The organism is Enterovibrio sp. QJM3NY_24 (assembly GCF_057786035.1).
In genome coordinates this window covers 652,586-670,949 of the sequence record NZ_CM173519.1, presented here as the reverse complement: position 1 = coordinate 670,949, position 18,364 = coordinate 652,586, and the positions used below count along the sequence as shown (strand labels likewise).

Genomic DNA, 18,364 nt, shown 5'->3' with positions numbered 1-18,364 from the left:
CATGCACATTGAAGAGCTAAAAATAGCGGCATCAGGCTTACTCGCAATCTACGCCATATTGTGGGCTCTTCCCGGAACCATCATGAGTGCAATAGTTTCTTTGGGAGATCCGCAACGTATCGTTTTCATTGATCAACAATTAGCAAAAGATCCCCAGAAGCTCCACGCTGACTGGTCAAGCATGATTTTCAGTAACATTGCAACACGCCTCTTTGGCTATTGGCTTGCCTACCCACTCATTCGTCGCAGAGTAACCACAACCTCAACAAAGTTTTCATTGTTTATGTGGTTCAACTGTATGGGAATGTGGAGCGTGATTGGTGCGCTGTTGCTGTCCTTGATGTCAAAGGCGCTTTGACGGTCCCTCCCCAATTTGCCCCCTCAACCACTCCACAAAACACGCGGTGCTTTCGTTTTGGGTGGTGTTTATCAAGTAATAGCCTGCGTTGGCTTTGATCGGTGCGAAAGGCGACACTAAACGCTCGGTGTCCAACTCGTCATCAATGAGTGCCATACGCGCCATGGCAATCCCTACACCGGCTTCGGCAGCAGACATGGCCATATCAGTGCGGTTGAAAAAATGGCCTTTATCTGTCGGTATCTCAAGCCCTTGCTCTAATGCCCAATATCGCCACTCATGATCCCGTGCGGCGTTTTGCCACGGCATGGCATCATGCAGCAAAGTGACAGTTTGCCAATGCTCTGAGCTATATGGGTCATCCAACAGCCAGTGGTGTTTTGCAAGGTACCTTGGGCTCATCACGGGCAGTAAATATTCGTCGAGCAACAGCTCGGCATTAGGATGACGATAAGGGTGCTGGCGGTAATCAATCGCCAAATCAAAATCTCGCGTGTCACTGTTCACCAGTGCGCCTTCGGCAAAGATCTGAATTTGAATCTCCGGAAATTGCTGATGAAAGCTTTCAAGCTTTGGCACTAGCCATTTGAAGGCAAACGACGGGGTGAGTTTCAGGCGTACTTCCTGCTTTTTTCCCTGCAATTGCTGAAGCACGGTGATTTCAGCGTCTATTTCTCCTAAATGGAAGCTCACACTTTGCAGCAGTTGCTTTCCTTTGTCTGTTAAGCGAATTCCCCGTGAATGACGCTCAAACAGGCTAAAACCCAATTGTTGCTCAAGCTGCAACAATTGCTGACTCACCGCCCCTGTGGTCAGGCATAACGCCTTGGCAGCGCTGGTTAGGCTTGTGTGTTTGGCCATTTCCGTAAACGTGAGTAACGCACCCAAGTGGTTGCTTTTGATTGTCTGCATCTTTCTGCTTTTAGTTTTTCTATACGCTGTGATTAATTTATATCGATTGTTAGCACCTTGTAAACAACACACACTCGCCTTGTTTTCAATTGGAGAAGAAAAAAGATGAAAGCCTTGGTGTTGGGAAGTGGTGTTGTCGGTTTAATGAGTGCTTGGTATCTACAAAAAGCCGGCTATCAAGTGACGGTGGTTGATCGTCAATCACGCAGCGGTGAAGAAACCAGTTTTGCCAATGCTGGGCAAATTTCCTATGGCTACTCCTCCCCTTGGGCAGCGCCGGGTATTCCACAAAAAGCCATTCGCTGGTTGATGGAAGAACACGCCCCATTGAAAGTGAAACCTAGATTAGATCCGCAGCTCATTAAGTGGGCCAGCCAAATGTTGGTCAACTGCCAGCTCGACCGCTACAAAGTGAACAAATCGCGCATGCTGGGCATTGCCAATCACAGCCGAGAGTGCCTGATTGAACTGCGCGATCAACACAACATTCAGTATCAAGGTCGTCAACAAGGCACACTGCAACTCTTCCGCAGCCAAAAACAAGTGGATGCGGTAGAAAAAGACATCACCCTGCTAGAACAAAGTGGTACTCGCTTCCAACGCATGTCGGTGGAAGCGTGTATTAAGCAAGAACCTGGGCTGACAGCTGTAAGCCACAAGCTAAAAGGTGGTTTGTATCTGCCTGATGACGAAACGGGCGATTGTTACCTGTTCTGTCAACAAATGACCGAACTCGCCAAACAACATGGCGTCGAGTTTTTGTTTGATACGCCCGTGTTGGATGTAAAACGCGAAGGTACGCGTATCGTCGGTGTGGAGACAGACAAAGGCACATTGGAAGCCGATACCTTTGTGGTCGCCATGGGCAGCTATTCCACCCCATTTTTAGCAAAGCTTGGCGTGAAGATCCCAGTCTATCCGGTAAAAGGCTACTCGCTCACCGTGCCGATTACCGACGCATCACAAGCGCCTGTTTCTACCGTGATGGATGAAACCTACAAGGTAGCGCTGACGCGCTTTGATGATCGCATCCGCGTGGCGGGCACGGCGGAATTGGCAGGGTTTGATCCGGCCATTCCAGAAAAACGCAAAGCAACCATTGAGATGGTGGTGAAAGATCTCTTCCCGCACAGCGGCGATTTTGCAAAAGCCGAGTTCTGGACGGGCTTCCGCCCCATGACGCCCGATGGTACGCCTGTGATTGGCAGCACGCCTTACAGTAACTTGTTCACCAATACGGGTCACGGCACCTTAGGCTGGACCATGGCGTGTGGTTCAGGCGATTTGCTGGCACAGATGATCACCAAGCAGGTGACCAGCAAAGTGGAAGGGCTCGATTACTTCCGCTACGCAAGCTAACCCCCTATTCAATACCCTTTAACAAGAGAGGTAGATGATGCCTCTCTTCCGCTCATATTTGCGTATTTCTTCGCTTCTACCCTCTTGTTTCTTTTTATCCCGCTCTGCCTCCTTTCAGTTTCGTATCAACAATAAACCGCCTAGATACTTCCTGCGCATCTACCTTCAAAGCACTCAAAAAACTGAACAGCATTAAAGGAAGCAGTATGTCGGTTATTCAACAATTCAGCCTTGAGGGGCAAGTCGCTATTGTCACTGGCGCCGCAGCAGGTATTGGGCGTCGTATTGCTGAAGTCTTTGCGGATGCGGGCGCCGCCGTGGTGGTGAGCGACCTCGATATGCAGGCAGCGAGCGATGTGGCTGCTGCTATCACAGCCAAAGGCGGCAAAGCCGTTGCGACCGCTTGCAATGTCACCAAAGAGGAAGATCTTGTCGCCCTGGTAGAAACCGCAATGCGGGAGTTTGGCAAGCTCACCCTACTCGCCAATAACGCGGGCGGCGGGGGTCCAAAACCGTTTGATATGCCAATGAAAGATTTTGACTGGGCGTATCAGATCAATGTCTACGCGCCGTTTCGCTTAATGCAGCTTTGCGCCCCTGCAATGCAACGAGCGGGGGGCGGCGCGATATTAAACATCAGTTCAATGGCAGGAGAAAACAAGAACGCTCATATGGCTTCTTATGGCTCATCAAAAGCCGCAGTGAATCACTTAACGCGCAATACGGCGTTTGATTTAGGTCCAATGGGCATTCGTGTCAATGCGATTGCACCTGGGGCAATTCGGACTCAGGCGTTGGAAAAAGTGCTCACACCAGACATAGAAAAAGCCATGCTGAAACACACACCACTTGGCCGATTGGGTATCACTGATGATATTGCGCTCGCGGCTTTGTTTTTGTGCTCGCCAGCGGCGGCATGGGTGAGCGGACAAATCCTGACAGTGAGTGGCGGAGGAAGCCAAGAATTAAGCTAATAACGAATCCGTGCCAACGTGGAAACAGCGAAAGGGGCGATACGCCCCTTTCGCTGTTTCTATCTTTTCTGGCTCTCTAATCGTGCAATCTACTCGCGCTCACTCAAACCCGCACACTTACTGCTCCATCACCTTTTTAAGGTTACCTAGCCCTGCTTTGTATAACCCTGTGATCGCACTGATGGCGGTTTCATCATTTAAATTTTCTGGTGGATTATTGTTTGGATCGCCGCGGTAAAAACCTGCTTTCCAAGTCACCACACTGTTGTCACCATCCGCTTTGACGGTGAGGGTGGATTGATAATTGGTGACAGGAAGGAGAGTTGTATTGTTAATGCTGATTTTGTACTTGAGTAACATGCCAGCGTTATCCAACTTCTTAAGTTGTTCTGTCACGTTTTGCTCACCAACGTATACGACTCTCACCGCCCCTTTTTGATCCGCAGGCCCTTTTTCCATTACGACTTTGGTCACAGGCGGAAGCCACGCAAGACTGTCAAACGCACCCACGGTTTTCCATATTTTTTCAGCGGGAGCATTGATGATGACAGACTCTGAGACCTTCAACCTTGACGGCCCGTGAGCATGCGCGGTTGAAACGCTGAGCGCACAAGCGAGAGCCAATAATATGCGCGTCAGTAACCTACACGATAGTTTTCTGAACATCCGTTGCTTTCCTTCTCAATACCGATGACCGTTTCTGTTATAACGGCGATTGAGAAGGAACAAAATCGCGCCTGAGGCAAAAGTGTTTTTTCACCCCAATAGTCGCAAATAGACTATGCGGCTTTCACGATCTTCGGCTCGTATTTTTTGATAAACCCTTTGATCTTCGGTGCAATCACTTCGCGATAACGGCGACCGTTGAAAATACCGTAATGCCCCACACCTTCTTGTTCGTAATGCATTTTCTTGGATTTTCTCAATTTGGTGCACAAATCCAGTGCCGCCGCAGTTTGACCTCGCCCAGTGATATCATCCAACTCACCTTCTATGGTCAGGATCGCCGTTTCAGTGACGCAATCAAGGTTGATGAGCTTGCCACGATAGGTCATGGTTTTGTTCGCGAGCTTTTGATCCAAAAACACTTTGCGAATGGTATCGAGGTAGTATTGCGCGGGCAAATCCATCACTGCTAAATATTCATTGTAAAACTGACGGTGCGACTCCGCATTGTCACCATCGCCTTTGACTAAATCACCAAAGAACTTAAAGTGCTTTTGCACATGGGAATCAAGGTTCATCGACATAAAGCCAGAAAGCTGAACAAAACCCGGATACACCAATTGCCCCATGCCTTTATATTGCTCAGGCACAGTACAAATCACGTTCGATTCAAACCATTCTAAATCTTTGCCGCTGGCATAATCGTTCACTTCTGTGGGATTGATGCGGGTATCAATTGGACCGCCCATTAGTGTCATGCTCGACGGGGTTGCAGGGTTGTTTTGCTCTGCCATCAGCGCAGTAGCCGCCATTAATGGCACACAAGGCTGACACACTGCGATCGCATGCGTATCTGGCCCCAGCATTTCAAAAAACTCAATCAGGTAATCCACATAGTCATCAAAGTGAAAGTCACCCTCACTGAGTGGCACATCTCGTGCATTTTGCCAGTCGGTCACGTACACATCATGATCAGGTAAGAACTCGCGAATCGTGCCGCGAAGTAGTGTGGCGAAATGACCCGATAGCGGAGCAACGAAAAGGACTTTCGGCTGATTCGGCTGTGCTTTACTACGCCTAAAATGAAGCAGGTTACAAAACGGCTTGTTGGCAATCACATTGTATTGAATCGCCAAACTCTGGCCATTAATCACCGTATAATCCAAGCCCCAAGCCGGCTCGTCATAGCAATCGGTTAGTCGCTCCACCAGCTCCATCGAAGCATCTAAAGTACGCGCAAGGGTGGAATCTCGCATGCCATTCCAAGGCGCAGCGTTAAAGTCTCTGACAAACCTCACCCAACTATTTAGCGGTTTAATGGATTCCATGTATGTCGCATTGAGCTCATAAAGCATACGGTGCCCCTGATGTTAAAAAGCGCGTGGCGAGTCGCCACTATTGACTAACTACTTAATTAACATACTAGACCAGAAACTCAACGCCGCTGGTTTGTGTCAAAACACCTATTACAAATGTATACCCAATGCTCCCCTCATTCGTTGCTTTAACCTCAATGTCTCAATGCCTCAATGTCTCACTGGCGAAACACACCACTCATTTCTAACCTTGTAATAAGCAAGCTCGCAGATCGACCCCAAAAGATCTGCCACTGAATCAATTCATGAGGCCAAGAAAACTTGATGAAACATACTTTATTATTTGGCGTGTTTGTCATGCTGCTTATCGGTTGCGATCGTCAAACCGATTCGCAAGTCGTCAATCCTGAGCAAGACGCTGAATCGTTCGTATTAAAACTGGCGCTGGCAAATGCCACAGGCAGTTCTGAGCATAAGGCTGCAAAATTCTTTGCATCATCATTAGAAAGTGCAACTCAAGGTAATGTCACTGTCGAATTAGTGTCGACATCCTCGCGCCTATCAGAGCGTGAAGTGATAGCTCAAGTACAACAAAATAAGTTGGATATCATCATCACACCAGCGTCAAAGTTGTCCCACCTTGTGCCTGAAATGCAGATCCTCGACATTCCATTTTTATTCGAAGATAACGCCGCTGTGCAACGTGTGTATGAATCCAGTGCAGCGCGGACGCTGTTATCAACACTCGACAAGCAAGATCTTAAAGGACTCGCTTTTTGGAAAGGCGGCTTTAAGCAATTAATTAGCACTGCCCCGCTTTCATCGCTGTCTGATTTTAAAAACCGCCGCTTCAGAATCATGGAGAGCTTGGTGCTCCGCGAGCAGTTTGAGCATTGGGGAAGTACCACGGTACCCATTGCCTCCAATCATGTCGCTGATGCTTTTGCCAAAAAAGCCATTGACGGGGCTGAGGGTACATTCGTCAATATCGCCAAACTCGGCGTCGACAATCTACAGATTACTAAAACCAATCATGGATACCTCTCACTTGTGATGATGATGTCACCGAGCTCGTTTGATTCGCTTCCTAGTATTTATCAAGACGCGCTGCTAGAGGCAGCAAAAGCAACTACTCTGCATCAATATTCACTTGCCGATCAAGAAGGAGAAAATGCTTACTCTGCTGTTAAGCGTAAATGGACAATCACACAAGCGTCGCCTCACCTTATTGGCAAAATGAAGGATGTCTCCAAAACAATTCTTGAGCGTAATCGCATGATGTTTGGCACTGCGCTAGTTGAACAAGTATTGCAAACCAGCCAAAACTGGAAAGCGCCGCATCCAGAGGCTTTATTGGTCGCGCTAGATGCAGATCTAACAAATGCTGCAGCCTTATCAGGATTAGCCATACGTCGTGGCATTGAGTTGGCACTAGACGAAATTAATGCACAGGGCGGACTACTGGGTAAGGAAGTGAAACTGGTGGCGAGAGATAACTCCATGGTGCCATCGCGAGGGATCGACAACATAAAAACCTTCGCCAAACTGCCCAATCTTATTGCTGTTTTCAGCGGAATAAGTAGCCCTGTAGCCCTCGCCGAGCTCGATTTACTCCATCAACATGACATGCTCATGCTCGTTCCTTGGGCTGCTGCTACCCCTATTGTAGATAACGGCCATGATCCCAACTTTGTTTTCCGTGTCTCTGTTCGAGATGAGTATGCCGCTGAATTTCTCCTCGACGGCGCTCTCGACGTATCACCCAATATTGGATTAATGCTGGTTAACAATGGATGGGGACGAAGCAATTACGAAGGCTTGACCAATGCAATGGCAGAGCGCGATCTCCCTCCCGCTCATTTAGAGTGGTTTCATTGGGGAGAAAAGGATATTTCATCCAAAACAACTCGACTCATCGAACGGGGTGCAGAAGTCATTATTTATGTTGGTAATCCTGTAGAAGGTCAGAAATTCCTCGCCGCTTTAGCGACACACCCCACGCCTCCTGTCGTGATTTCTCATTGGGGGATAACAGGGTCAGAATTTGCCCAACAGGCTGCAAGAGAGCTAGAGAAAATAGATCTTCGTGTGCTGCAAACTTTTTCCTTTATCGACAATGACAGCCCTATTGCCACGTCGCTGGCTAAGCGTTACCACCATCAATACAACACCCTATCCGCCACCGACATTTTCGCCCCATCTGGCACCGCACATGCTTACGATTTAATGCACTTGTTAGCACAAGCAACACGAAAAGCAGGCAGCTCCGACATGACGAAAATTCGTCAGGAAATGAAGAATCTTGATCAACACAAAGGTGTCATGAAGCGCTATCAATCCCCCTTCCTAAGCGGTCAACAAGATGCATTAACGCCAGAGGATTATATCTTTGCTTTTTATAAAAACGGCATGCTTCACCCTATAAGGTCCACAAACTAATGGCCGAAAATAGAAGCATTGCCAGCCGATTTGCCAATCTGAATTTGGTGTTACTTGTGTCATTTTTTCTTTTTGTGGTCGGTGCAACCACGGTGATGGAGCTGTTTCGATTAGAAAAGCAGCTCCATGTGGAACTGCATACTCAAGCACAAACTCGCCTCAAAATATTGAATCAAGAAATCAACAACCAACGCGTCGCGGTTACGCGAACCGCTGAAAGTCAGCTGTCAATCAATAGCCTTATCGACATTAACGGCAGCAGCCTCTATTTCGACCATGCGCTAGAAGATCTCACCCAGTACACTGCCATTGATGATGCGCAGTTTTTTGATTATGCGAGCTCTCTATTAGACAAATCCTCTTCTCCCCCCACCTGGTATTCTGCCTCGTTCGTCAGAGAAACGTTGGTAACCGGCAAGGGGGACATAAAACTGCACAATGGGGCTTTCTTTATCATTGAGCCCATTACGTATTTCGGCGCGGTACAAGGCGGCATCATTGCACGAGTTAACTTATCCGAGTTGGTTTCGCCAGTGCTTGAAAACATTGACCGTTACTATTCGCTCAAATTGGGCGAAAAAACGGAATTCACCAACGGTGAAAGGCACAAATTTGAGTCCACAGCCTTTGTGGTGCCTTCATCAGACATGACACTCAGTGATTTCCCCATATCCATCACCTTGTCCGAGCCTTACCTTTACCTGCTACACAAGATCTCGCCATGGCTAACTAGCGTTGGCATTTTCGCCTTAATATCCTTATTTCCTATCGTGGCGATTGCACGTCGGTGGGGGGAAAAAATGGCTCTCCCTATTGCGCAGCTGTCAGAAAAAGTGGAAGAAGGCACTTACCCGATTGCGCTCTCTCACACCGCCATTGAATTAGAAGTGCTAGCGAATGCGTTTAACCGAACAACAGAACAAATAAACAAAGCCGGTGAATTGAATCTTGAGGCTGAGAGACAATCGGGCCAAAGCCAGTTGCTCGCCATTGTTGACACCGTAGTTGATAGCATCATCACCATCGACGAAAAGGGCTACATCGCGACCTTTAATCCCGCGGCAGAAGGCTTATTTGGGTATTACGCTGACGAAGTTATCGGGAAAAAAGTGAACATGCTGATGCCACAAGATTTCGCCCTACAACATGACACTTTCTTGACAAACTATCTCGGTGGAAAGCCTGCAAAAATCATCGGGATTGGTCGAGAAATCGTCGCTAAACGCAAAGACGGTTCGGAATTTCCCGCAGAGCTATCCGTCAGTGAAATGCGCGTCTTAGGTGCGCGAATGTTTACTGGCATTATTCGAGATATTACGGCTCGCAAAAAGGCGCAAAGTGTAAAAAATGAATTTGTCGCAACCGTCAGTCATGAATTACGTACTCCGCTCACATCAATTCGCGGTGCGTTAGGTATCGTATTAGGCAAATTTGGCAATGACTTGCCAGAAAAAAGCAAAAAGATGCTCACCATTGCACTTCGAAACAGTGAACGATTAACCCTTTTAATCAACGATATTCTTGATATTGAAAAACTAGATTCAGGGCAACTCAGCTTTAGTTTTAGCCGTATTAATCTTGATTCACTGATTCGGCGTTCGATTGACGACAACGACGGGTTTGCACGACAACACAACGTCTCGTTGGTATACATCAACGAAGTTAACGATGCCTATGTCAATGCCGACTCAGGTAGGGTGTTGCAAGTGATGGCTAACTTATTGTCAAACGCGATCAAATACTCCCCAGAATATGGTGAAGTCACCATCACACTAGCGCAACAGGATTCATTTTACCGCATCGATGTGACTGATGTCGGATCGGGTATCCCTCCTGAATTCCATCAACGCATCTTTGAACGCTTCTCCCAAGCAGACAGCTCAGATACACGAAGAGTTGGTGGAACAGGCTTAGGACTTAGCATCACCCAATCGATTGTAGAAGGCCATAAGGGACAACTTGACTTCTTCTCGGCGCTCGATGAGGGGTCTACTTTCTACTTCACGCTCCCTATTGATACAGCCGAGGCTAAGCGCTTGAGTGCTGATCACGGGGGTGTGGTAACCCCATTCAACGCAGTGTTTCAGGTGTTATATGTCGGGAGTGACGACAATCTCATTCGAGTATTGCGAAATGAGATTGCTAAGGTCGCAGAAATATCTCGTGTTCCCTCTCTTCCAGCCGCCACACTGGCTTTCAAACAGCAACATTTTGAGCTTGTCATATTGGACAATGAATGGGACGAAGAGAGTATTACACCTTTCCTATCTTCAATGGCAGAAAACGCGAACCCTGTCATTTTGATTTCAGAAACACGCCTTGAAAAGACACTGCCGACCAACGTCATTTCGTGTCATGAAAAGTCTCAATTAAATATCAACAAACTGAAATCGGAAGTCCGTCTTATACTTAAGAAAACATCCCCCAAAAAGGCAGTGTAATGAGCAAGCCAATTACTGTTTTATATGTAGAAGATGACGAAGATATTCGCGATGTTGCCGAAATGGCGTTAGAAGGCGACGATTTCATCCTTCTTGTATGCAGTTGTGGTGAAGAAGCATTGGAAAAGGGAGCGCTCTCCTCCCCTGACTTACTGCTGCTGGATGTGATGATGCCTGATATGGATGGACCCACTACGCTGATAAATTTACGCAAGCTGCCTCATATGGAGGTGACACCCGCTATTTTTATGACTGCAAAAGTGCAGCCTTCCGAGATAAAGGCCTACCACGAATGCGGTGCTATTGGGGTTATCAGTAAACCCTTTGATCCAATGATGCTTGCCGAAAAAATCAAAAGCATGATGACAAGGGAAGGCTTATGAGACCATCTCAATTAAAAAAATTTCAGGAACAACAAGCCAAATTTGCCAAAGGCATTGGTAAGCGCGTCGAAAGAATAACGACGTTATGGCAAACGATCCAAACCAATAAGAAATCGACCCATGGCGAACTTGATGAGCTAGTGCTTGAAGCACATAAATTAGCGGGGACGGCCACTACGCTAGGGTTTGTCGATTTAGGAGAACGTGGTCGCGATATCGAAGTCTTGCTCAAGCCTTCTCTTGAGAATCAAGAAAACCCTTGGCCAAATACGGATATTGATGCGCTCATTGCCACAATCGACGATGTGGCTCGCATTGAACCTAAACGCCCGGAAGATCTCACCTATGGTGAAGTCACCTTGCTTCATGAACAAGGACGAACGAAGCAACTGGTCTATGTGCTCGCCGATGATCTCAGTAACACCCAAGATATGGTCGAACAACTTCAATACCTTGAATATGACGTGCTGTCATTCGACGCCACTGATGACTTGAAAGAGGCCTTGAGTAAAGAAGCGCCGTCAGTGCTAATTGTTGATATCAATGAATGTGACCTACTCAGTAAAGTCACTAAGGTGTGGCGTAAAAACAGCGGTATTCCACTGGTGGTATTAAGCAGCACCGAGTGTTGGAAAAGCAGACTTCTCGCTGCCAAAGCAGGGGCGTTTGCCTTTTTCCATAAACCAATTGAATACGATGATATTCTCAGTGTACTGGATTCTCTTTGGGAAACTCATAACGCCCAATACCGTGTCCTGATCGTTGAAGATGAACAGATACTTGCTGAGCACTACTCCATTGTGCTGCAAGGGGCGGGAATGAAAACCCTGATCGTTGACGATCCAGAACATTTGCTCGATGAGCTCGGCGAATTCAGTCCCGATTTGGTACTGATGGATTTGTATATGCCCAAGTGTTCGGGCGTGGAAGCCGCCAGAGTTATTCGCCAGCACTCTTCTCACACCAATGTGCCTATCGTGTACCTTTCTGGTGAAACCGACTTAAAGCTGCAAATGAAAGCGCTGCAAGTGGGCGCAGATGACTTTCTTACCAAACCCATCAATGATCTGCACCTAACGCAAGCAGTCTCCATTCGCGCTAAACGCTTCCGTCAATTAAGCGCCTTAATGGACAGGGATAGCCTCACAGGGTTACTCAATCACTCGAACCTCAAAGTCGCCCTCGACCGCGAATTGTCACGAGCACGTCGTCACAAATCTCCATTGAGTTTTGTGATGATAGATATCGATCACTTTAAGTCTGTTAACGACAGATATGGTCACCCCGTGGGAGACAAAGTCATCAAAGGCGTCGCCCGCCTGCTCAATTACCGATTCCGAAAAACCGATACCTGTGCCCGCTACGGGGGGGAAGAGTTTGCGCTCATTTTACCGGACACACCTGCAGATATCGCCCTTCGACTGATTGACGAGTTTCGGATCACCTTTGCAAAGACGCCGTTCTCCAATGGTCCGGACACTTTTTACGCGACCTTGAGTGCAGGCGTCGCAACTTTCCCTGAATTTGATTCGGTCGAATCCATTATTGAAGCGGCAGATTCTTCTTTGTATATGGCCAAAGAAAAAGGCCGTAACCGTGTGGTGACTCATGTAGAGTTGGATGCAAATAAAAAGAATCACGCCTAATGAGTGATAAGAACGAAATTGCCGCCCAATAACACAGGGTTGCCGTGGCTAAAGCGAAACAACAATGCACCCGATTAACCTCACGAATAAATTGACATAACTCTGTGAGAGTTTCGCAATAAATTCGAGACCGTTTCGCCACTTTTCCGCGCCATGCTTTGAAAGTCTCAACGCATTCTTGAGTCTTTCAATTGCACATGGAGCGAAACATGAAACCATTACTCTTAGCCATCGCGATGGGCGCTGCGTTTTCCGCACAAGCCGCAAATATCGATGTGAGCATCACCAACGCTACCGACGGCGTCTATTTCACCCCTTTAATCGTTGCTGCACACTCGGATGACGCTAATCTCTTCCAAACAGGCACACCCGCATCTGAGGCTGTTGAAGCCATGGCAGAGGGTGGCGATATCAGCGGATTAGAAGACGTCGCACTGAGCGTAGGCGCAGCCGTTAGCGCTAACCCTGCCGAAGGCATTCTAGCCCCAGGCGAAACGGCCTCTACGCGTCTTTATACTCAACACGGCGACGTGCTTTCTATTGCCGCTATGTTGCTCCCTTCAAACGATGCATTCATCGGCGTCGACAGCTGGAAAATACCGAAGAAGAGAGGCACCTATGTCATTAACGCTAATGGCTATGATGCTGGCACAGAAGCAAATGATGAACTGGCCGCCAGTGTTCCCAACCCTCCTTTCTTAACATTTGGCACGGGCGGCACGGGCGTTGACAGTGACGTTGCAAATCAAGCGGTTCATATTCACCCTGGGAATCTTGGCGACACCAACGCCACAGGCGGTATCAGTGATTTTGATAGCACCAAACACCGTTGGTTGAATCCGGTTGCCATCATCACCGTCACGGTTTACTAAGGGAGGGCGTTCTATGTTTCGCTTATCTCTCGTTGGGATCACTGCGCTGTTATTGGCGGGTTGTCCCTTGCAAAAAGAGTACACCGTTACGGTGGAAAATCTGACTGATGCGCAACCTATGTCACCAGTGACGCTGGTAACGCATCGTAAAAACTTCGATCTATTTGAAGTTGGGCAACCGGTGAGTGTTGCATTAGAAAAACTCGCCGAAAGTGGCGATAACAGCGACGTTCTGACTTACAAGAAGCAACGATCCGTTGAAGATGCCGTGTCAGGGAAAGCACCACTTGGTCCCGGCGCATCGGAAACCTTTACCTTGCAACTGGGTAACCAAAAAACGCGTTTTCTCTCTGTGGCTTCCATGCTCGTCAATACTAATGATGCGTTGGTTGCGCAATCAGGCATTGATTTACGCAAACTAAAACCCGGTCAAAGCATGACTATCACCTTACCCGTGTGGGATGCGGGCACAGAGGCTAACAGTGAATCTCAAGGTTCGGTTCCAGGCCCAGCGGCAGGTGGTGAAGGCTTCAATGCCGATCGTGATGATGCGAACCGTATTCGTATTCACCCTGGCGTACTGTCGCAAGATGAAGGGCTTTCTTCTTCCGCGCTGAGCTATCGTCATCGTTTCCTTAACCCCGGCGCGAAAATCACCATTAAACGTGTTTGGTAACTCGCTTAGCGGCGTTATTCTCAACATGTACTTTGCGCCTAGCATTCCCTCTGTTAGGCGCTTTCTTTTCGTGAGCAGTTATTTTTGTGGGGTAATTGCATGTGTGGGGTAATTGCATGATAGCGCATTGCGCTGATCGTCATTCAGATCCGTATTGTATGATAAGCTAACAACCCGTCATTCATAGCAGGAGCGCGCGTGCTGACATTTATTGAGTCGCAGGAAATGGCCTTTCGACTGTTCACCTTTTTCTCTATTTTTGCGGCAATGGGGCTCGCCGAATGGCTTTTTCCTAAGCGCCTTCTTACGGTGAGCAAAGCCAAGCGCTGGCTCAATAATATCTCTCTGATGATCCTCAACACTTTCGTGCTTCGCGCCATCTTCCCGCTGGCAGCGGCAGGCTTTGCTGCATGGACCGCTGACCAAGGCATTGGCTTGTTTAATCTAGTGAGCACCCCACTATGGGTATCCGTATTGGTTTGTATCATCGCTCTGGATGGGATCATCTGGCTGCAACACCGACTGTTTCATCAAATCCCCCTGCTTTGGCGTTTGCACGCCGTTCATCATGCCGATAAAGATCTCGATGTCACCTCGGGTGCGCGTTTCCACCCTCTCGAAATTTTACTGTCGATGGTGATTAAGATTGCCGCCATTGCCTTGCTTGGCACGCCTGTGGTCGCGGTTATTTTATTTGAAGTGATACTTAGCGGTATGGCACTGTTTAATCACAGCAATGTCGCCATCCCACCCGCTATCGATCGCGGGCTACGCCTGTTGGTTGTTACACCGGATATGCACCGCGTCCATCACTCTATTCATCGCTATGAAAGTGATTCAAACTTTGGGTTTAATCTTGCGATTTGGGACAGACTCTTTCGCACTTATCGCGCCCAGCCTGATGAAGGCCATTACGGCATGACCATCGGTATCAAAACGCAGCGTGAGGAGCGGCACGTCGTCTGGTTAAGCGGCTTATTAGCACTGCCCTTTCTGTTGTTTAGCGCATCAGGATCAAACAAATCCCGTTCGAACAAAAAATCAAAACAAACGCCTTAGTTCAGGAAATTAGCACCATGACAAAAGTGATCGTCACCTCGCTCAACCCTGCCAAAATTGCCGCAGTAGAAACGGCATTTCGCAGTGTATTCCCCGATAACGACATGACATTTGAAGGCATCTCTGTTTCCAGTGATGTGGCCGATCAACCCATGACGAGCGAAGAGACCCTAGCAGGCGCAAGAAATCGCGTTCACAACGCAAAGAAGGTGATTGACGGTAATTTCTACGTGGGCGTTGAAGCGGGGCTGGATAACCCATTTACCTTTGCGTGGATGGTCATTGAATCATCCGATCGCACCGGTGAGTCGCGCTCAGCCTCTGTGCCATTGCCGCCACAGGCGCTCAAAGCGCTGGAAACAGGCAAAGAGCTAGGCGATGTGATGGACGAAATGTTCAATGAAGAAAACGTAAAGCAAAAAGGCGGAGCGATTGGCATGTTAACAGGGGACTTACTCACCCGCAGCTCGGTCTATCACCAAGCACTTATTCTGGCGTTGATCCCGTTTATGCATCCGAACTTGTTTCCGCCATTAGATAAAAATAACTCGCCACAAAACCACGGCTAGCATTGGCAGATGCCAAAAACGTTCGCGCAAAAAAATAGGACCTTACGGTCCTATTTTTCTAACACTTTCCCCAGCCACGCCTTCTGGCTGTCATCAAGTTGTTTAAGCTCATTTGAACCGCGGGTAATGGTGGCAATGCCTACACCCAGCATCTGGCTTAGCTGGCGTTGGCTAATTTCACCTTTTAGCAGCTCATTGACAATATTCACGCGCGCAATCAACGCGGTGCGTTCATCTTGTGTCAGCAGCATTTTAAGAAGCTCCGCTTCATGCCCTGAATCTATTGCTCTGTGAATCAAATCCAGCACATCTTGCCAGTCTGAATACTCGGGCGTGTCTTGCATACTAGCCTCACAGGAAGAGAATACTCTGGCGTAGTTTACGCACAGCCAGAGTTTGGCTCAATCATACTGTTACCTAACACGACTAATAGCGTCGACTCTGTTCACTTTCATGCAAAAACTGTATCTGCTTCCCAAGTAACTTACGATAGTAAATGTCGTACATCAGCACGTTCTGCACATATCCACGGGTTTCGTTGAAAGGGATTGCTTCGATAAACGCAATGGCGTCGAGATTGCCATCGGATTTATCCAACCAACGCGAAACACGGTGTGGCCCGGCGTTGTACGCAGCAAATGCCAAAATGCGGTTTTCGTCAAACCTGTCGAGCAACATGCGAAGGTACCCACTGCCAAGACGGATATTAATTCCTGGATCGCTCAATGTGCTTTTGCCAAGGTAACGAAAGCCCAGCTTTTGCGAGGTTTCTTTAGCCGTGGCTGGCATGAGTTGCATCAGACCTCGTGCACCAACGGGCGATACCGCATTGGTGTAAAACGCACTTTCCTGACGCGACAATGCAAGCAATGTTGTCAACGGAACCTCACGCTCTTTGCTGAAAAACTCGAACCACCAGCGATGGGCCACAGGGAAGCGATATTCAAGGTGTCCCCACAACTTACCAGCAATGGTTGCCTGCACAGAAAGGTGATACCACTTACTCTCAGAAGCAAAGGCGGCCAGCATGGCTTTTTGCTCTAGATCGGCGCGTCTAAGCAGATATTGCCATTCGCGTTTAGCGGCTACCACCTTGTCGAGCACTAGCAGCTCGCCGACACGATCTAACGCCGCGCGAAACGGTTTAATCGACTCAATATTCAGCGAGGTTGTCTGGAAAGGAATATCAATCGGCTTGTCGAGGTGCATGGCTGCTGCAACGCTGTAAAAGTTGCGCTCGCCAATCATGTCAGCAAACAGTTTTTCGGCTTGCGCCTTGTTGCCTTTTTCCATCTCGATGCGAGCATGCCAGTATCGCCATTTCAGTTTCTTGGCCTCTTTTTCTGGCAGAACATTTAGCCACCGCTCGACTTTTTTCCAATCGCCCTTCACTAAACTGACGCGAATACGACGTTCCAACAAAGATGGGTTTGTAGACTGCTTAAGCCATTTGTCACGCCATTTCGCTAGCGTATCGTCATCTGTCGACATCAAACGGCTGGCGAGAAAATCTGCCATCTCTTGCCGCTCGTTCTTTTTGTAATGTTGTCCCTCCACCACACGAGTAAACTGCGCCACAGCGTCTTTGGCATTGATGCGCGCTAAGCGCTCAAAAGAAAGACGAGTTAAACGCTGATTAAACGGCGTCACTTTGCTTTTTTTCGCAAACTCCGCGACACCTTGAGGCTTGTCATAAAGCGCAATAATTTGCTGACCACTTGCCGCGGCGTTACCTGTCAGTTGCTTTCCCAAATACTTGAGCAGCGTTTTATTTCGGTTATCAAACGTCAACAACATGCGATCTAACACCAAAGCATTGTTGAGTTTGCCTTTATCCTGTAAATCTTCAAAAAGCTTGTCGCACGCACGGTCAACCGATGAGCCGGACAAATACAGCGACTTGGCTCCGGAAAGCGCCAACGCTTTGTCTCCCGCTTGGCTATGGGCATAATAGTACTGACACTGATGGCTTTCGCCACGAGGCACTGTCGTTTGAAAAGCCAGCAATTCTGACCACTTACCTCTCGATGCCAATACATTCAAATAGCGAGCACGCACGGTATTCGTGAACGGCAATTCGTCATATCGACCAACGAACGCTTCAACTTCTTGCTCCTTCGCTGAACTCAATTCACGCATGAATTCGCGATAATCGAGATAAGGATAAAGCGGATAACCGTTAAGACCTGATTTGAGTGTCGAAAATGTCGCCATATCATTGCGTTCAATCGCCGCAATGGCTTTTTCATAGCGTGTGCGTTGCTCTTCTAAACTTAGCGCTTGCGCTGGAAGTGATACCCCGAGTAACGCAATAAACCCAAAACGCGCTGAACGCAAAACGTCTTTCGCTAAATTATTATAGGTTTCTGTAATTATTGATTTTTCTATCGATAGCATATTGAATGCATCTCCAAGGCGCGCCTGATTTTATAGCTTATACCCTATCCGCCTAGCCGGACGGATTTTACGGTGTACGACTGGTCTATATACCAAACTCATTTGATATATGCCGCAAAATAACTGTTGCTGAATGCGTCGTAATGTCAAAACGGGATGTTGATCTGTGCTTATCAGCGTTGCGGTGCATGAATGTTGCGCACGTCACTCTTCATCTACGTCTGATTAAAACACCGTCTTATTGTTTGTTATCAAAATCAACGATTGGTTCCCGACACCGTCGCTTTGCGGTATGGC

16 protein-coding genes are annotated in these 18,364 nt (G+C 48.0%); 11 read left to right on the top strand and 5 right to left on the bottom strand.

What is annotated here, in order from left to right:
• Nucleotide 1: 1 nt before the first annotated feature.
• Entirely contained in the window at nucleotides 2-358 is a 357-nt protein-coding gene (locus AC3CIC_RS02840; RefSeq protein WP_488515295.1) for a hypothetical protein, read from the top strand.
• Here the strand turns inward: AC3CIC_RS02840 and AC3CIC_RS02835 are convergent.
• Entirely contained in the window at nucleotides 344-1,270 is a 927-nt protein-coding gene (locus tag AC3CIC_RS02835) for a LysR substrate-binding domain-containing protein (RefSeq protein WP_488515294.1), read from the bottom strand. The two genes, AC3CIC_RS02840 and AC3CIC_RS02835, sit on opposite strands and share 15 nt — an antisense overlap.
• A gap of 105 nt (nucleotides 1,271-1,375) precedes the next feature.
• Between AC3CIC_RS02835 and AC3CIC_RS02830 the strand changes: the two genes are divergently transcribed.
• Both AC3CIC_RS02830 and hdhA read left to right on the top strand, forming a co-directional pair.
• Entirely contained in the window at nucleotides 1,376-2,629 is a 1,254-nt protein-coding gene (locus AC3CIC_RS02830) for a D-amino acid dehydrogenase (RefSeq protein WP_488515293.1), read from the top strand.
• Between the two features lie 206 nt (nucleotides 2,630-2,835).
• Nucleotides 2,836-3,603, top strand: a complete 768-nt coding sequence (gene hdhA / locus AC3CIC_RS02825; RefSeq protein ID WP_488515292.1) for a 7-alpha-hydroxysteroid dehydrogenase — start codon at nucleotides 2,836-2,838, stop codon at nucleotides 3,601-3,603.
• Between the two features lie 117 nt (nucleotides 3,604-3,720).
• Here the strand turns inward: hdhA and AC3CIC_RS02820 are convergent, their stop codons facing one another.
• Complete coding sequence (locus AC3CIC_RS02820; protein WP_488515291.1) at nucleotides 3,721-4,170, bottom strand: SRPBCC family protein; 450 nt, start codon at nucleotides 4,168-4,170, stop codon at nucleotides 3,721-3,723.
• A gap of 212 nt (nucleotides 4,171-4,382) precedes the next feature.
• A complete protein-coding gene (locus AC3CIC_RS02815) occupies nucleotides 4,383-5,624 on the bottom strand; it encodes a polyhydroxyalkanoate depolymerase (protein WP_488515290.1) in 1,242 nt (413 codons plus the stop codon).
• A gap of 285 nt (nucleotides 5,625-5,909) precedes the next feature.
• On the opposite strand from AC3CIC_RS02815, the gene dctP reads away from it, so the two are divergent.
• The 8 genes from dctP to yjjX all read left to right on the top strand — a co-directional run bounded on the left by dctP (nucleotide 5,910) and on the right by yjjX (nucleotide 15,670).
• Entirely contained in the window at nucleotides 5,910-8,024 is a 2,115-nt protein-coding gene (gene dctP, locus AC3CIC_RS02810; RefSeq protein ID WP_488515289.1) for a TRAP transporter substrate-binding protein DctP, read from the top strand.
• Nucleotides 8,024-10,465 carry a PAS domain S-box protein gene (locus AC3CIC_RS02805; RefSeq protein WP_488515288.1) on the top strand — a complete coding sequence of 814 codons (2,442 nt, stop codon included), beginning with the start codon at nucleotides 8,024-8,026 and terminating at the stop codon, nucleotides 10,463-10,465. The genes dctP and AC3CIC_RS02805 overlap by 1 nt, the downstream gene beginning before the upstream one ends.
• Nucleotides 10,465-10,848, top strand: a complete 384-nt coding sequence (locus AC3CIC_RS02800) for a response regulator (protein ID WP_488515287.1) — start codon at nucleotides 10,465-10,467, stop codon at nucleotides 10,846-10,848. The genes AC3CIC_RS02805 and AC3CIC_RS02800 overlap by 1 nt, the downstream gene beginning before the upstream one ends.
• Nucleotides 10,845-12,494: a diguanylate cyclase gene (locus AC3CIC_RS02795; RefSeq protein WP_488515286.1), complete on the top strand. Its 1,650-nt coding sequence runs from the start codon at nucleotides 10,845-10,847 to the stop codon at nucleotides 12,492-12,494. Before AC3CIC_RS02800 ends, AC3CIC_RS02795 begins: the two co-directional genes overlap by 4 nt.
• 209 nt (nucleotides 12,495-12,703) lie before the next feature.
• Nucleotides 12,704-13,366 (top strand): spondin domain-containing protein, encoded by a 663-nt coding sequence (locus tag AC3CIC_RS02790; protein ID WP_488515285.1) that lies wholly within the window; start codon nucleotides 12,704-12,706, stop codon nucleotides 13,364-13,366.
• Between the two features lie 13 nt (nucleotides 13,367-13,379).
• Nucleotides 13,380-14,042 (top strand): spondin domain-containing protein, encoded by a 663-nt coding sequence (locus tag AC3CIC_RS02785; protein WP_016959755.1) that lies wholly within the window; start codon nucleotides 13,380-13,382, stop codon nucleotides 14,040-14,042.
• A gap of 198 nt (nucleotides 14,043-14,240) precedes the next feature.
• Nucleotides 14,241-15,101 carry a sterol desaturase family protein gene (locus tag AC3CIC_RS02780; RefSeq protein ID WP_488515284.1) on the top strand — a complete coding sequence of 287 codons (861 nt, stop codon included), beginning with the start codon at nucleotides 14,241-14,243 and terminating at the stop codon, nucleotides 15,099-15,101.
• 17 nt (nucleotides 15,102-15,118) lie between these two features.
• The gene (gene yjjX / locus AC3CIC_RS02775; protein WP_488515283.1) at nucleotides 15,119-15,670 is read left to right on the top strand and encodes an inosine/xanthosine triphosphatase; all 552 of its coding nucleotides are present in this window, start codon (nucleotides 15,119-15,121) and stop codon (nucleotides 15,668-15,670) included.
• 50 nt (nucleotides 15,671-15,720) lie between these two features.
• Here the strand turns inward: yjjX and trpR are convergent, their stop codons facing one another.
• Both trpR and sltY read right to left on the bottom strand, forming a co-directional pair.
• Nucleotides 15,721-16,014 carry a trp operon repressor gene (trpR, locus tag AC3CIC_RS02770; protein ID WP_017004610.1) on the bottom strand — a complete coding sequence of 98 codons (294 nt, stop codon included), beginning with the start codon at nucleotides 16,012-16,014 and terminating at the stop codon, nucleotides 15,721-15,723.
• Nucleotides 16,015-16,096: 82 nt separating this feature from the next.
• Entirely contained in the window at nucleotides 16,097-18,067 is a 1,971-nt protein-coding gene (gene sltY / locus AC3CIC_RS02765) for a murein transglycosylase (RefSeq protein ID WP_488515282.1), read from the bottom strand.
• Nucleotides 18,068-18,364: the final 297 nt, after the last annotated feature.

Excerpts from the sequence above, each read along its gene's own strand:
- AC3CIC_RS02840 (WP_488515295.1), top strand. The coding sequence starts at position 2 with ATGCACATTGAAGAGCTAAAAATAGCGGCATCAGGCTTACTCGCAATC.
- AC3CIC_RS02835 (WP_488515294.1), bottom strand. The coding sequence starts at position 1,270 with ATGCAGACAATCAAAAGCAACCACTTGGGTGCGTTACTCACGTTTACG.
- AC3CIC_RS02830 (WP_488515293.1), top strand. The coding sequence starts at position 1,376 with ATGAAAGCCTTGGTGTTGGGAAGTGGTGTTGTCGGTTTAATGAGTGCT.
- hdhA (WP_488515292.1), top strand. The coding sequence starts at position 2,836 with ATGTCGGTTATTCAACAATTCAGCCTTGAGGGGCAAGTCGCTATTGTC.
- AC3CIC_RS02815 (WP_488515290.1), bottom strand. The coding sequence starts at position 5,624 with ATGCTTTATGAGCTCAATGCGACATACATGGAATCCATTAAACCGCTA.
- dctP (WP_488515289.1), top strand. The coding sequence starts at position 5,910 with ATGAAACATACTTTATTATTTGGCGTGTTTGTCATGCTGCTTATCGGT.
- AC3CIC_RS02805 (WP_488515288.1), top strand. The coding sequence starts at position 8,024 with ATGGCCGAAAATAGAAGCATTGCCAGCCGATTTGCCAATCTGAATTTG.
- AC3CIC_RS02800 (WP_488515287.1), top strand. The coding sequence starts at position 10,465 with ATGAGCAAGCCAATTACTGTTTTATATGTAGAAGATGACGAAGATATT.
- AC3CIC_RS02795 (WP_488515286.1), top strand. The coding sequence starts at position 10,845 with ATGAGACCATCTCAATTAAAAAAATTTCAGGAACAACAAGCCAAATTT.
- AC3CIC_RS02790 (WP_488515285.1), top strand. The coding sequence starts at position 12,704 with ATGAAACCATTACTCTTAGCCATCGCGATGGGCGCTGCGTTTTCCGCA.
- AC3CIC_RS02785 (WP_016959755.1), top strand. The coding sequence starts at position 13,380 with ATGTTTCGCTTATCTCTCGTTGGGATCACTGCGCTGTTATTGGCGGGT.
- yjjX (WP_488515283.1), top strand. The coding sequence starts at position 15,119 with ATGACAAAAGTGATCGTCACCTCGCTCAACCCTGCCAAAATTGCCGCA.
- trpR (WP_017004610.1), bottom strand. The coding sequence starts at position 16,014 with ATGCAAGACACGCCCGAGTATTCAGACTGGCAAGATGTGCTGGATTTG.
- sltY (WP_488515282.1), bottom strand. The coding sequence starts at position 18,067 with ATGCTATCGATAGAAAAATCAATAATTACAGAAACCTATAATAATTTA.